The sequence below is a fragment of the Bradyrhizobium sp. MI1.4 genome (assembly GCF_055811315.1).
Genome location: NZ_JBVVPP010000064.1, coordinates 26,889 through 40,566, shown reverse-complemented (window position 1 = coordinate 40,566; position 13,678 = coordinate 26,889). Strand labels below are relative to the sequence as shown.

Below are 13,678 nucleotides of genomic sequence, written 5' to 3'. Positions count from 1 at the left end.
CCTTCACGCAACGCCATCGTAGAACTCGCCGCGCTCGCGCGCATGTGTCAATCAGGCGGCCTTCGTCGTATGCGTACAATCAGCCGAACGACCCGATTCCACATATCGGCACCGCGTTCATCCATGTACCGATCTGGATATCGGACGATCTTTGCTTCGGTGCGGACGCGGACGCCACCAGTGACGTAATAACCGGCTTGAGACATGATCTCGCGCATTTGCCGGACAGCCGCCTCGATCTCGTCAATCGGTGCTGCAATCAGAAATGCGTCATGAACGGGTGCGCAGACAATGATGTCGGCCTCGATTGCCGCTATCGCTGCCACCCGCATCATCTCGGCGCTGTTTGCTTGCATCGGAAAATTCATCAGCGATGTCGGTCGATCGAACGGACCGATTTTCCGATGCCAACCAAAAACTGAATTCATCTCGTTGGTGAGCAGTGCTCGCGTGACAACGCCGTCGCTCCACTGCCAATAGCGCGAATACGTCATCCGGTGACGCTGAATGAGTTCGGCTGCGAGCGCAGGCGAAATTCCGGCTTGATGAGCCATCCTTTCGACGCCCAGGCCGTAGTTCAAACCAAGCATCACCGTTTTGCAGATGTTGCGAATTTCTGGATGCGATACCCTTGTCGCGCTCGGCGGTGCAACGCCGGCGTCTTTTCCGAACGCAAGGTAAGGGTCGCCCCCTTCGTAAGCCTGGATCAGACCCGCATCGCCAGACAATCCGGCAGCGACAGCGATCTCCTGCGAAGACCAATCTATATAGCCGAGCGCCCAGCCTTCGGGCGGCCGGACGACGCCTCGCTGCCAAGCCGGTAGTCCAAACACAAACCGTTTAGCGGACGGCTGATTGCGACCCGTCTTTGATGCGAAAGGTGAAAGCAGAGTGCGATTTCGTCCGTCTTTGCCTACCGGAAGACCTGGCACGTGCATGCTCGTCAGCGCTTGTCTGAGCTCGCGCAAGGGCTTCAAAGCAGGCCAGATCGCTGACTGCTCCTTGAATGTATCATCGTCCAGCTTAAGCGTGCCATGCTCGGTGCGAGGCCATGGGATCCGATTGACGCGAAGCCATTCGCTGAAGCGCCCCCTCCTGAACTGCAGGCCGTCATACACGCCGAAGTCAGTGTCGATTGTCTTCACGAGCTCACACCGCGCAAGGTGCCAATGCTCGGAAAAGCTGTTCTGGAGGCCTGTATCGATAGGCGTGCCGTTGCGTTCCATATGCGCGACAGCTTTCATATAGCGCCCGCGCAGCAGTGCTCGAGGCAAATCAAGCGTTGGCAACATCGCCGTAAGGAGTGCACGCAGGGCTGCAACATCGGAGGCACAGTACTCGAGGACCTCTGCCCGATCCTGAGGCGGCCATACCGTCTGACTCATAATCTTTTCTCGTAGAGCGTCCTTCGCCGATGACTCGATGTGCGGCAGGCTTCGGTAAGCTAAAGCGCCCAGTAGACCGTTGCCCAGGGGTAGATGTTCGCCATTGGTCGCCACGCGATGCTCTGCAAACAGATCGATCACGGAATGCGGGAGCTGCCAGCCAAGCGCGAGCATGCAGCTGAGCTCGGCTGAAGCAAAATATGAAACCATCACGGCGTCCGGGCCCGTTGGAAAGGGGGCCTTTCGCATCGCCAGGAGCTCATCACGCCAAAAGCGCTTCTGTTCACCTGACCGGAAGTCTTCCACGACCAAGCAAAGCGGGTCTGGAGGTTCGCCGGGCGCGGCGTTGTACTCGTAATCGAGCAGAGAAATATGGGCAAAGCGGCTCAGCTGCCCAAACGAAAGATCGGACATTGCAAACTCGGATATGTGAGAGGGGACTGAGAGGTAGCCCACGCTACCTCTCAGCGATCTGTTAAATCCGACCCATAATCCTGTTCAGGACTGGATGATCTTGGCTCGAAATGACGTGGTCCTTGAAAGCGATATCAAGGAGTTCGTTAAACGGCGTGTCAGGCCATTCCGGCTCGCTCAACTGACCTTCAGCAGAAAAAATCCGGTACCCCGACAATGCCATGTCGGCTTGCATCCGTATCCATTTCGATTTTGCCAGCTGAGCGGCAGCCATGGCGGTGGTTTGCCAGCCATTGTCACCAATGGCATCGGTCGCGAGTTTCAGCGGAAAGATTCCGAGCATCTTTTGCCGCGTAATGAAGGGAACAAGCGTCACGACCGAGACGTTGGACACTGCTCGGAGAATCGGGAGCATTGCGGGTGTGATGAAGTAGTTCACTCGCGCAACACGGTCTTCGTACAGGACTGTCGTAAACTCATCTCCGGGACGAACACGGAAATACTCATCTCGCTGGGGCTTCCGAACCGGGACGCGCATCAAGACCTCGGTCGAACCTGCGAGCCCCGCCTCCTCTTGTTGAAGCTTCAGTGACTCAAGGTCATGAAAGATTCCGGAGACGTGGGGAGCCGGCGCAGGTGCCTCTACCGGCGCCGCCATTGAAGTTGGTGAATTGGGCGTGGACATTGGATCCTCCCACAATCACGAGCGCTTGATGGTAGGCGAGCCGCCCGCCGGACCGTTTTTGCCGTGCGAGGACTGGGAGCTTTCGAGCTTGCTAACAATGCGAAGGAGTTTGCCGTCACCGTTGCGGCTGGGCGTGCGCATCATTCTACGGATGAGGTAAACCAAATTTTCGCGGTTTCGAGTTTTCATAGAGGTCTCACGGGTTGAGCCGAGGCGGTCGGCTACCGATCCGCAGACTTTGATCGTCGATCCCGTGAGATGGCCTCTAGGAGAGCTAACAGGGGCCCATCTTAAGATGATGGGTCCAATTAACCGATCTTAAAAGGCCACCACATCAGCAGGTGATGGCCGCCGGCGGCCGCGATCTCCAGCGCCCGCTTGGCGCTCTCCTGGCCCTTGATGTCGCGCAGGTCGAGCGGCGAGCTTGCTGCTTCATGCACCTTCGGCACAGGCCGCGACAGCACCTGCGTTCCCTTGAAATGGTTGGCTATCTGGATCAGCGAACTTGCGGCGATGATCTGGATGTCCGGGCTCGCCCATGCCGCTTCCGAGCCGCAAGCCGCCGGACAGATCAGCCCCTCCTCGCGCACATTGGCGCCGATCGCGGCGGGAAGAACACCGGCCACCGGCGCGATCGATCCGTCGAGGCCAAGCTCGCCCAGAACGGTGAAGCCGGACAGCGCATCCAGAGGGATCGCGCCGATCGCCCCCATCAGGCCGAGCGCGATCGGCAGGTCATAATGGCTGCCCTCCTTGGGCAAATCGGCGGGCGCGAGATTGACGGTGATCCGCCGCGCCGGCAGCGCCAGCCCCGAGGCGATCAGCGCCGAGCGGACCCGCTCGCGCGCCTCCGACACCGCCTTGTCCGGGAGACCGACGATCGCGAAGGCCGGCAGACCGGGCGCGACCTGCACCTGCACGTCGACCGCGCGGGCCTCGATCCCCTCAAAGGCGACGGTAGAAACCCGCTGAACCATGCCCGAACCAGCCTGCCCTTTTGCACAATTAGGGGTAGCAGAGCGGGCCAATTCTTGCAAGAACAATACAGGAACGGGTCGAGGGGCGCCGGAAGGTCCTAACCAATCGTAAACACGACGAAGACACTACGCCTCGAATGCAAGCTGCTCTGCTCAGCACATTCCAACGAATGTCCGCTACTCCTAGGGGTGCGGGATGGGCCGTGGTCTAACGGGTGAACAATTCAAATGCTTGCAAATCGCCGGAGAAGCGAACGACGGATGTGCACGCGGCTCGCCAAGATTCATTTTGGCGCGGGTTCGCTGCCGCGGGACTGCACGATCACGGATATTTCGGATGGCGGCGTGAAAGTCGTGGCGGAATTTCTGGAAGTGCCGCCGCAATTCACCATCATCTTCGCGCCCGACTATTCCCGGCAGTGCCGCCTGCGCTGGCGCATCGGCTGCGAGTTCGGCGCTGAATTCACCGACTGAGCTTTCGGAAGCGCCCCGCCTTAACGGGACTTTAGCGTTAATCGGTAAGCATCTCTGATCAGTCGCCGAGTGATCAGAGTATGTCCAAGCGTTTGTCCGTCGCCTCTCTTCCGGCGAGATATCTGTTTTCCGCGCTTCTGATCCTGGCCCTCGGCGGCTGTCAGACAACCGGCATCGAGGACATCACCGGCGCGCTCGGCGGAAAGTCGGACACGGCTGGCAGGGCCGAGGCCAAGCCGGACGTGAAGCCGGACATGGATGCGCTGCGCGAGCGCTATCGCGCCAAGCCTGGCGATCCCAACGTCGCGCTCGAATACGGCAAGGCGTTGCGCCAGACCGGCCAGCGCGCGCAGGCGCTCGCGGTGCTGGAGCAGGCCGTGCTCGCCCATTCCAGCAACAAGGCGCTGCTCGCCGGCTACGGCCGTGCGCTCGCCGACAGCGGCAGTTTCCAGCAGGCGTTCGACGTCCTCGGCCGCGCGCATTCGCCCGAGGATCCCGACTGGCATATCCTGTCGGCGCAAGGCGCCGCGCTCGATCAGCTCGGTCGCAACGAGGAGGCGCAGCAATATTACGCCGCCGCGCTGAAGATCGTGCCGGACGAGCCGTCGGTGCTGTCCAATCTCGGACTGTCCTACATGCTGCAGAACAATCTGCCGCGGGCTGAGGAAACGATGCGCCGGGCGCACGAGCGCAATCCCGCCGATTTCCGCGTGCGCGCCAATCTCGCGCTCGTGCTGGGACTCGAAGGAAAGCAGGCCGAGGCCGAAGCCATCGTGAAGGCGGACCTGCCGCCGGATCAGGCGGCGGCCAAGGTCACGGCGCTGCGGCAGTTGCTGGTGAAGAAGCAGCAGCGGGCGGAGAAGTAACTCGCTCGCGCGCGTCAGGATGCCGTGTCAGGAAGCCTTGGTCCGAACGCCTTGCTCAGAACGCCTTGCTCAGGATGCCTTGCGATGCGGGGCTGACCCGCGACCCGACCTGCCCTTCAGCTTCTTCAGCAGCGGCCCGAGCAGCGAGCGCTTCGGCTTCTTCACTTCGCCCCGCCCGGCGAGGCGGTTCGCCATGTTCTGGAACAGCTCGGTGGTGCGGTGGCTCTTGGAGACCTCCGCGATCATCTGGCCGTTGTTGGCCGCGGTCGAGAACAGCTTCGAATCGAACGGGATCACCGCGATCGGCTGGCTCTCCATGGTCTTGGCGAAGGCCTTGACCTCGATCTCCGCCCGCTTGGGCATGCCGACCTGGTTGATGCAGTAGAGCGGCGGCCGGTCGTTCGGCCGCGCCGCCTTCAAGACGTTCAGCATGTTCTTGGTGTTGCGCAGGTTCGCAAGATCGGGCTCGGCCACGATGACGATGTCGTCCGCGTTGACCAGCGCGCGACGGGTCCAGCCCGACCATTGATGGGGAACATCGAGCACGATGCAGGGCGTGGTCATGCGCAGCGTGTCGAACACCGCGTCAAAGGCCTCCGCGCCGAAATCGTAGACGCGGTCAAGGGTGGCGGGCGCAGCAAGCAGGCTGAGACGCTCGGTGCATTTGGAGAGCAGACGCTCTATCAGGGCCGTGTCCGGCCGATCCTGCGACAGCACCGCATTGGCGATGCCTTGCACCGGGTCCTGGTTGTAGTCGAGACCCGCGGTGCCGAAGGCGAGGTCGAGATCGATCACGACGGAATCGAGCGCGAGGTCGCGGGCGATGGTCCAGGCCACATTGTGCGCGACGGTGGAGGCACCGACACCGCCCTTGGCCCCGACCACCGCGATGACGCGGCCGGTGATGATGGTTTCGGACGCCGAGAACAGGCTGCAGATCGAGCGGACGACGTCGAGCGTTTCGACCGGTCCCACCACATAGTCGTTGACGCCGCGGCGGACCAACTCGCGATAGGGCGCGGTGTCGTTGGGATTGCCGATCACGACCACACGGGTGCCGGGATCGCAGACGCCGGCGAGGTCGTCGAGGCCCTCGAGGATGTCGCGGGTGCCGTCGGATTCGATCACGATGACGTTCGGCGTCGGCATCGTTTCATAGACTTCGATTGCCGCCGCGAGGCCACCGTCCTTGGCCGTGAGATGCGCCTTGGCGAGACGGCGATCCTGCCCGGCCGCGGTCACCGCGGCGAGCGTCTGCTCGGTCTCGCAAAAGGCTTGCACGGAGATGCGAGGAACCGGCGCAATGTGTTCCTCGGGGTGCTGCGGATCGTCCGCTTCTTCGTCGTGGACGCGTGTCATCTGCCTGTATCGCTGAGTTTGGCCTTGTCGGCGTCTGGATTGCTGCTCGCGATCGGCGTGCCCTTGCGATAGCGCTCGAAGGCCATGTCACGCCGTGCGTTATAGACCGGCGTCTCGGACCGCGGCTGCTCCAGGTCGGCCGGATTGTCGATCATGGCCGCGAGGTTGCGCTGGCTGGCGCAGCCCAGATTGAAATAGGGCCGGTTCTCGTTGTAGCCGGGGTCGAGGATGGAGGGGCCGATATCTTCCGGCCACAGCCCGCAGGGGCCGGCGACCGCGGCGATCCGGGAATAGCTCAGGCGGATGGTGGGCAGCAGTCCGGGATCCTCGGGCCGATAGGGATGCTGGACGATGGCACGCGAGGGCACGCCGACGGATGCGAGCACGGAACGGATCTCGTGATAGGTCGCCGCCGCCGCGCGCGAATTCGCCGCGTTGACCGGGACGTCGACCACAACCGAGCCGGTGCCTTCGCGCACCCAGTCCCGGGCAATGCCGGCGACGTCCGCGTGCTGCGCGGCCGAGAGGCCGCCGCGAGCCTTGCCGACGAAGATCACGATCGACTTCTTGGCTTCCTCGACCGCGATCGGGTGACGCTGGCGATAGTCGGTCGGCACCGTCTGGGTGACGATCTCGCCGGTGGTGTTGCAGGCGCCCAGCATGACGGAGAGCCCCGTCAGTGCCAGCGCGACGCTCAACCCGCGACGTCGATCGGCCATGGTCTTCGTCATCGCTTCATCCCCTCGTGCCCCGTCTCTTGCCCCGTTCCTCAGGCTGTCCGTTCGTCGTCAGTCGATGATGAAGCCGAAATCGCCGGGCGTGCCCGCGATCGGATCGACGCGGCGCGCGACGCCATAGAGGCGGTTCATGCGACCGAGCAGCGCCGTCTGGGCGTCAGACGCCGGGGCGAAGCCGTCGTCGGGCCGGGACAGTTCCTTCTGAGCCACCGCGCGCACCACATAAGGCGTCACGATCACCATCAGCTCGGTCTCGTTGTTGACGAAGTCCTGGCTGCGGAACAGCGCGCCGATGATCGGTACCTGGTCGACGCCGGGCAGGCCGTTGATCGCCTGTTTGGTCTGCTGCTGGATCAGGCCGGCCATGGCCATCGAACCGCCCGAGGGAATTTCCAGCGTCGTTTCGGCGCGGCGGGTCTGGATCGAGGGGATGGTGATCGAGTTGGTCGAGCTCGACGACAGCGCCTGGGTCACCGTGATGGCGCTTTGGTTCGACAGCTCGGACACCTCGGTCATCACCCGCAGGCTGATCCGTCCCTCGCTCAGCACGACCGGGGTGAAGTTCAGGGAGATGCCGAACTTCTTGTAGGTGATCTGGGTGGTGCAAACGTGGGTGACGGGATCGCAGGCATAGCCCGAGGGAATGGGGAATTCGCCGCCGGCGATGAAGGTGGCGGATTCGCCGGAGATCGCGGTCAGGCTCGGCTCGGCGAGCGTGCGCATGACACCGGCACTTTCCATCGCGCGCATCGTGGCGCTGACGGTCGCGAAGCCTTTGGTGAGACCGGCGACACCTAATCCGTTGTTGCTGACGATCGGTCCGCCGCTGACCGAGAACGGGTTGGAATTGTTGAAGTTCACCACCGCGGTGCCGGCGTTCAGACTGGCGCTGAGATCGACGCCCAACTGCTTGACGATATCGCGGCGCACTTCGCCGACGACGACCTTGAGCATCACCTGGTCGCGGCCGCGCACGATGATGTTATTGACCACCTTGTCGGAGCCGCCGACCAGTTTCGCGGCGACGTCGCCGGCCTGCTGGGCCTCGACCGGGCTCGACACCGAGCCTGTCAGCATCACGCTGTCGCCGACGCCTTCGATCTGCACGCCCGGCAGCGACTGGCGCAGCGCCGTGCGCATGCCGTTGAGATCGCGCTTCACCGCGATATCGTAGGCGGCGACCTGCTGGCCGTCGGCGGCGAAGAACACGACGTTGGTCTGGCCGACCTGTCCGCCGATGATATAGGCGCGTTGGGCCGAGCGGATCACGGCATTGGCGATCTTGGGATCGGCGACCAGCACGTCCTTGACGTCGCGCGGCAGGTCGATGACGGCGGACTTGCCGACGCCGAGCGACAGGAAGCGCGTCTTCGCCGGCGCGATCGTCCCGACCGGCGAAACATCGAGATCGGCTGCCTGCATCGGCGCCTGGTCGCCGACCGGCGCATCTGCGGCGCTGACGACATCGGGGGCTGCGAGGAGCCCCAGGGTCAGCATCGTCCCCGTCCAGAACGAGCGCGCGCGATTCCCCCGAATGCGCATGCCCGTCCGATCATCCCCGTAGTTCATCATGTCCCCATCACTTCTGTGACGTCAGTTGCCGCGCCTGTACGCCGTAGCGGATCACGTTGACCCCGCCGGACCGCTTGCTCGCCTGGTCCTCGGGCGTGCTGTCGACCGAGTTGGCATCGACGATGCTGCGCAGCGCGAGTGTCAGCGTGCCGCCCTGGCGCGCTGCCGATAGCGCGGCGACCTGGTCGGGTTTAAGCTCGAGCGTGACGGTCCTGCCGACGACGGCGTTCTGGCCGTCCTTTTCCTTCGGCGCCTGGTCGATCGCGAGCACGCGGATATTGGTCAGGATCGCTTCGGATAGGATGAGGTCGTTACCGGCGGCCCCGTCAGGATTCTTCAGGCGGCGGGTCAGCATGATGTCGACGCGGTCATTCGGCAGGATGAAGCCGCCGGCGGCAGTCTCGGCTGAAATCTCGGTGGAGACGGCGCGCATGCCCGACGGCAGGATCGCGGCCATGAAGCCGGAGCCGTCGGCCCTGACCAGCTTCTGCTCGCGGATTGGCTCGCCCTGCATCAACGGCACGCGTGCGATCGAGCCTGCAATCTGGATCTGCGCCTCGGGCCTGTTGTCGCGGCGGATGAAGGCGCTGCTCGTGGTCGCCGCCGGCCAGAGCTGCCATTGCAGGTCCTCGGGCTTCACGGCTTGACCGAGCTGAATGTCGTTCTTGGCGACCAGGACCTCGACCGTCGGCAGCTTCTCGGCGACGGGGAGAACGGGCGCGGGCTTATTGTCATAGCCGCTCGCCAGATACGCAGCGACGCCGCCGGCGCCCAGCGCGATGACGAGAACGATAATGCGTGCGGTGTTCATACGCTTCTACTCTTACGCAGGGTACTCGAACCGCACCTGGCGGGTCCCCGTGTCGATGAGTAGGCAGCAAAAGTATAAGCGGTGTTGCGAGGCCGAATGTGATCGACGGCCGCGCTGTGGTCTTTCGGCGGATGGTGAACGTCGCGTTAGCCGGTCGGCCACCGGCCCCGTAGTTTCACGCAGTGCGGCCACTGCGTTCGAATGATGCGCGCGGCGTCATGGTGAATGGGTGGTTAGTGGTGTGCGGGGTGATGCCGCGCATGCATTACGTAGCCTGGATGGAGCGAAGCGCAATCCGGGGCCGCTGAACATGATGTGGCAGCCCGGATTTCGCTGCGCTCCATCCGGGCTATGGGCCGGCGGCTACTTCGCGCGTTTTTGCTCGATCACGTCCCAGAGCTTTGCGGCAACGTCCGGTCCGCCGAGCCGCGCGATGGCGCGGATGCCGGTCGGCGAGGTCACGTTGATCTCGGTGAGGTTGCCGTTGATGACGTCGATGCCGACGAACAACAGCCCGCGCTCGCGCATCGCCGGGCCGACGGTGGCGCAGATCTCGCGCTCGCGCGGCGTGAGCTCGGTCTCCTGCGCTGCGCCGCCGCGCACCATGTTGGAGCGGAGGTCGTCCGTGGCCGGCACGCGATTCACCGCGCCGGCGAACTCGCCATTGATCAGGATGATGCGCTTGTCGCCGTGCTTTACCTCGGGGATGAACTGCTGGATTACCCAGGCTTCCTTGAACGTCACGGAGAACATGTCGAACAGCGAGCCGAAATTCATGTCCTGCGGCATCACGCGGAACACCGCAGCGCCGCCATGGCCGTGCAGCGGCTTCATGACGACGGCGCCATGCCTGTCGCGAAACGCGTTGATCTCGTCGAGGTCGCGCGAGATCAGCGTCGGCGGCATCAGCTGCGGGAAGTTCATCACGAACAGCTTCTCCGGCGCGTTGCGCACGGAGGCGGGATCGTTGACGACGAGCGTCTTCGGATGGATGCGTTCGAGAAGGTGCGTCGAGGTGATGTAGGCGAGGTCGAACGGCGGATCCTGGCGGAGCAGCACCACGTCGAAGCCGTTGAGCGCCTCGCGCCTGGGTTCGCCCAGGGCGAAATGATTGCCCGGCTCGTCGCGCACGGTGAGCAGCTGAACCGGAGCGACGATCTCCTCGCCGACCATCGAGAGCTTGTCGGGCGTGTAATAGGACAGACCATGGCCGCGCTTCTGCGCCTCCAGGAGCAGCGCAAAGGTGGAATCGCCCTTGATGTTGATGCGGGCGATGGGGTCCATCTGGACGGCGACGTTCAGTTTCATGGTCTGCCTTTCAGGTCGAGGCGTCGAATGCCGCCAACACATGGCGTGGAAGTCGTTTCGGCGCAATTAGCATGGCATCGAATCGCATCTCAAATTCCGCATGCTCGGGATGCGCGACGAGCCAGCCTTGCGCGGCATCGATGATGCGCTGCTGCTGGCGCGGCGTCACGGCGAAGGCGGCGTCGTCCAGCGTCGCGCGCGCCTTGACCTCGACGAAGGCGATCAAATTGCGGCGGCGCGCCACGATGTCGATCTCGCCATGCGGCGTGCGGTAACGTTTGGCGAGGATGCGGTAGCCCTTGGCCATGAGATAGGCCGCGGCGCGGCTTTCCGCGGAGATGCCGGTGCGAAACGCGGCGACGCGCTCGGGCGAGGCGATTTTCGGTTCCGCCGGGGCCTCATTCTTCGCCATCGCCGCCCCGCAGATCTTTGGCAAGCTCGAGCGCGCGGGCATAGACCTCGCGGCGCGGCCGGCCCGAGAGCGCGACCGCATGCGCCACCGCATCCTTGACGCTGTTCGCGGCGAGCTGCTCGCGCAGAAGGTCGTCGAGCGCGTCCGATGTCAGCATCCCGGCATCCGCCGCAGGTGGAGCGATCACCAGCACGAATTCGCCGCGCGTCTCCAGCGTATCGGCATCGCGCGCCAGCTCACGCAGCGTCGCGCGCGAAATCTGCTCGTGCAGTTTGGTCAGCTCGCGGCAGATCGCGGCTTCCCGGGTCCCCATGATCTCGGCGAGCTCGGCGAGCGTGTCCTGCACGCGGTTGCCGGAATCGAACATCACCAGCGTCGCATCGATGCGCGCAAGCTCGGCCAGGCGCGACTTTCGCGCGGCGGATTTCGAAGGCAGAAAGCCTTCGAAGAAGAAGCGGTCGGTCGGCAGCGCTGCGACCGATAGCGCCGCCAGCACCGAGGACGGGCCGGGCAGCGCGTAGACCGCGTGGCCGGCGGCGCAGACCTCGCGCACCAGCTTGTAGCCGGGGTCCGAGATCAACGGCGTGCCGGCATCCGACACCAGCGCGATCGAACCACCCTGCGAAAGCCGCTCCAGGATCTTCGGACGGGCCGCTTCCGCGTTGTGCTCGTGGTATTGCTTGAGCTGCGCGGAGATGTCGTAGCGCTCGGTCAGACGCCGCGTGATGCGGGTGTCCTCGCAGGCGATTACATCGACCCCGGCGAGGGTCTGCAGCGCCCGCAGCGTGATGTCACCGAGATTGCCGATGGGGGTCGCGACCAGGTGCAGGCCAGGCGCGGCCTTCGGCGCGACAAGGCGATGGGCGTCGACGGAGAAACCGCGCGAGGCGGCCTCCGTCGTCTCAGGTGTGTTTGTCGGGGACGGCTTTGCGCGCATAATCAGACGAACTTAGGCATGATCCCCGGGGCTGGGAACCGGTCCCGGCAAAAAGATCGTGCCTGGGCAAGGGGCGAGGCAAGGGGCAAGGGGCAAGGAAGGACTGGAATGTGATCATTCGGCATCACATTCCCGAGGGAATGAAGCGTCAGCGCCATATTCGCGGCGGAAACGCCGCCTTGATGCGGGGTGACGGACGGCGGACAGCTAGCCAGAACTTGAGAGGAAGCCGCGTTAAGCGGGCATTATCCTTTTGTTTGAGTTAACTATTTGCCGACAATATGCCTGAATCCATGGCTGGTGTCGTGGAAAGAATGTCGTGAGCGGCTGGCGACGGTCGGTCAGAAGAGAAACTGTCATGACGGGCCCACGTGATCCCAGATCTTCCCTTCCGGAAGAGTCTCCCGTTCAGGGGCCCCTGATGTCAGGGGCGACCCGGCGAAGCGCGCTCGGCCTGTTGCTCGGCACGCCGCTGCTGTCGGCCTGCGCCGGCGTGCAGCAGAGCCTGAGCCAGTTCTCCAATCCGTTCAGCAGCTCCTCTCCGCCTCCGGCCCAGCCGGCCGGGCCGCCGCAGCAGGCGACGACCGCCGGCACCGGCGGGGTGAAGGTTGCCGTGATCCTGCCGCTGTCGGCATCCGGCAATGCCGGCCTCGCTGCGCAGTCGATGCGCAATGCCGCCGAGATGGCGTTGGCCGAGTTCCAGAATCCCAACATCCAGCTCCTGATCAAGGACGACAATGGCAGCCCGCAGGGCGCGCAGGCCAGTGCGCAGCAGGCGGTCGACGAGGGCGCCGAGATCATCCTCGGGCCGCTGTTCGCGCAATCGGTGCCTGCAGTGGCGCAGATCGCGCGCACGCGCGGCATCCCGGTGATGGCGTTCTCGACCGATTCCAGCATTGCCGGCCGCGGTGTCTATCTGCTGAGCTTCCTGCCGGAGTCCGACGTCAACCGCATCGTCGAATATTCTGCCAGCATCGGAAAGCGCTCCGTCGCCGTGCTCGTGCCCGACAATGCCTATGGCAATGTGGTCGAGGCCGCGGTGAAGGCGGCGGTGCCGCGCCGCGGAGGGCGCATCGTCGCGTTCGAGAAATACGGCGCCGATCGCGCCACGCCGGCCCGCACCGTGGCGCAGCAGCTCGGCAGCGCCGATGCGCTGTTCATCGCCGATGATGGCGACGCCGTCGTCTCGGTCGCCGATGCGATGAGCGCGGCGGGTGCGAATCTGCGCAATATCCAGCTGCTCGGCACCGGCCTGTGGGACAGTCCGCGCGTCTATGCCAGCTCCAACTTGCAAGGCGGCCTCTACGCCGCGCCGGACCCGGCGGGCTTCCGCGCCTTCTCCGGCCGCTATCGCACCAAATACGGCGCCGAGCCCGTGCGCACCGCCACGCTTGCCTATGATGCGGTCGCCCTGGTGGCCGCGCTGGCGCGTACGCAGGGCACGACGCGCTTTTCGTCGGACGTGCTCACCAATCCCTCCGGCTTTGCCGGCATCGACGGCCTGTTCCGCTTTCGCGCCGACGGCACCAATGAGCGGGGCTTGGCGGTGATGAAGGTCACGACCGGCGGCGGCGTTGCGGTCGCGGGCTCGCCGAAGAGCTTTGGGGCGTAGCTGTTTCCTCGACGTGGGGGGGGGGGGGGGGGGGGGGGGGGGGGGGGGGGGGGTGGGGGGGCGGGGGGGGGGGGGGGGGGGGGGGGGGGGGGGGGGGGTGGGGGTGGGTGGGGGGGGGGGGTGGGGGGG

The 13,678-nt window shown here is 64.4% G+C and carries 13 protein-coding genes and 1 pseudogene; 3 read left to right on the top strand and 11 right to left on the bottom strand.

Annotation, left to right across the window (positions count from 1 at the left end):
* Nucleotides 1-47: 47 nt before the first annotated feature.
* From AC0L23_RS35775 to AC0L23_RS35765, 3 genes and pseudogenes are all read right to left on the bottom strand, one after another.
* A complete protein-coding gene (locus AC0L23_RS35775) occupies nucleotides 48-1,799 on the bottom strand; it encodes a DNA polymerase (protein WP_473358095.1) in 1,752 nt (583 codons plus the stop codon).
* Nucleotides 1,800-1,860: 61 nt separating this feature from the next.
* Nucleotides 1,861-2,484, bottom strand: a complete 624-nt coding sequence (locus AC0L23_RS35770) for a hypothetical protein (RefSeq protein ID WP_473358094.1) — start codon at nucleotides 2,482-2,484, stop codon at nucleotides 1,861-1,863.
* 332 nt (nucleotides 2,485-2,816) lie between these two features.
* Nucleotides 2,817-3,461: pseudogene (locus AC0L23_RS35765) on the bottom strand (magnesium chelatase domain-containing protein); the annotation flags it as partial.
* A gap of 228 nt (nucleotides 3,462-3,689) precedes the next feature.
* Here AC0L23_RS35765 and AC0L23_RS35760 point away from each other — a divergent pair.
* Both AC0L23_RS35760 and AC0L23_RS35755 read left to right on the top strand, forming a co-directional pair.
* On the top strand, nucleotides 3,690-3,935 hold the full coding sequence (locus tag AC0L23_RS35760; RefSeq protein WP_007598461.1) for a PilZ domain-containing protein: 246 nt from the start codon (nucleotides 3,690-3,692) through the stop codon (nucleotides 3,933-3,935).
* 80 nt (nucleotides 3,936-4,015) lie between these two features.
* On the top strand, nucleotides 4,016-4,801 hold the full coding sequence (locus tag AC0L23_RS35755; RefSeq protein ID WP_018459619.1) for a tetratricopeptide repeat protein: 786 nt from the start codon (nucleotides 4,016-4,018) through the stop codon (nucleotides 4,799-4,801).
* A 69-nt stretch (nucleotides 4,802-4,870) separates the two neighbouring features.
* Here the strand turns inward: AC0L23_RS35755 and AC0L23_RS35750 are convergent, their stop codons facing one another.
* The 7 genes from AC0L23_RS35750 to rsmI form a co-directional block, all read right to left on the bottom strand.
* Nucleotides 4,871-6,160 (bottom strand): CpaE/TadZ family protein, encoded by a 1,290-nt coding sequence (locus AC0L23_RS35750; protein WP_085349264.1) that lies wholly within the window; start codon nucleotides 6,158-6,160, stop codon nucleotides 4,871-4,873.
* The gene (locus AC0L23_RS35745) at nucleotides 6,157-6,891 is read right to left on the bottom strand and encodes a CpaD family pilus assembly protein (RefSeq protein WP_018459617.1); all 735 of its coding nucleotides are present in this window, start codon (nucleotides 6,889-6,891) and stop codon (nucleotides 6,157-6,159) included. Before AC0L23_RS35745 ends, AC0L23_RS35750 begins: the two co-directional genes overlap by 4 nt.
* Nucleotides 6,892-6,948: 57 nt before the next feature.
* A complete protein-coding gene (locus AC0L23_RS35740) occupies nucleotides 6,949-8,466 on the bottom strand; it encodes a type II and III secretion system protein family protein (RefSeq protein ID WP_026233853.1) in 1,518 nt (505 codons plus the stop codon).
* A gap of 10 nt (nucleotides 8,467-8,476) precedes the next feature.
* On the bottom strand, nucleotides 8,477-9,280 hold the full coding sequence (cpaB, locus tag AC0L23_RS35735) for a Flp pilus assembly protein CpaB (protein WP_085359547.1): 804 nt from the start codon (nucleotides 9,278-9,280) through the stop codon (nucleotides 8,477-8,479).
* 363 nt (nucleotides 9,281-9,643) lie between these two features.
* Entirely contained in the window at nucleotides 9,644-10,588 is a 945-nt protein-coding gene (gshB, locus tag AC0L23_RS35730; protein WP_085359545.1) for a glutathione synthase, read from the bottom strand.
* A 10-nt stretch (nucleotides 10,589-10,598) separates the two neighbouring features.
* Nucleotides 10,599-11,000, bottom strand: a complete 402-nt coding sequence (locus tag AC0L23_RS35725; protein WP_085349269.1) for a YraN family protein — start codon at nucleotides 10,998-11,000, stop codon at nucleotides 10,599-10,601.
* Nucleotides 10,987-11,937 (bottom strand): 16S rRNA (cytidine(1402)-2'-O)-methyltransferase, encoded by a 951-nt coding sequence (rsmI, locus tag AC0L23_RS35720; protein WP_085359543.1) that lies wholly within the window; start codon nucleotides 11,935-11,937, stop codon nucleotides 10,987-10,989. The genes AC0L23_RS35725 and rsmI overlap by 14 nt, the downstream gene beginning before the upstream one ends.
* Before the next feature lie 358 nt (nucleotides 11,938-12,295).
* Between rsmI and AC0L23_RS35715 the strand changes: the two genes are divergently transcribed.
* Nucleotides 12,296-13,549: a penicillin-binding protein activator gene (locus tag AC0L23_RS35715; RefSeq protein ID WP_410706269.1), complete on the top strand. Its 1,254-nt coding sequence runs from the start codon at nucleotides 12,296-12,298 to the stop codon at nucleotides 13,547-13,549.
* Here AC0L23_RS35715 and AC0L23_RS35710 read toward each other — a convergent pair.
* Nucleotides 13,494-13,678 (bottom strand): hypothetical protein (locus tag AC0L23_RS35710; RefSeq protein WP_473358093.1); only part of this gene is annotated, 185 nt, incomplete at its 5' end. The genes AC0L23_RS35715 and AC0L23_RS35710 overlap by 56 nt on opposite strands.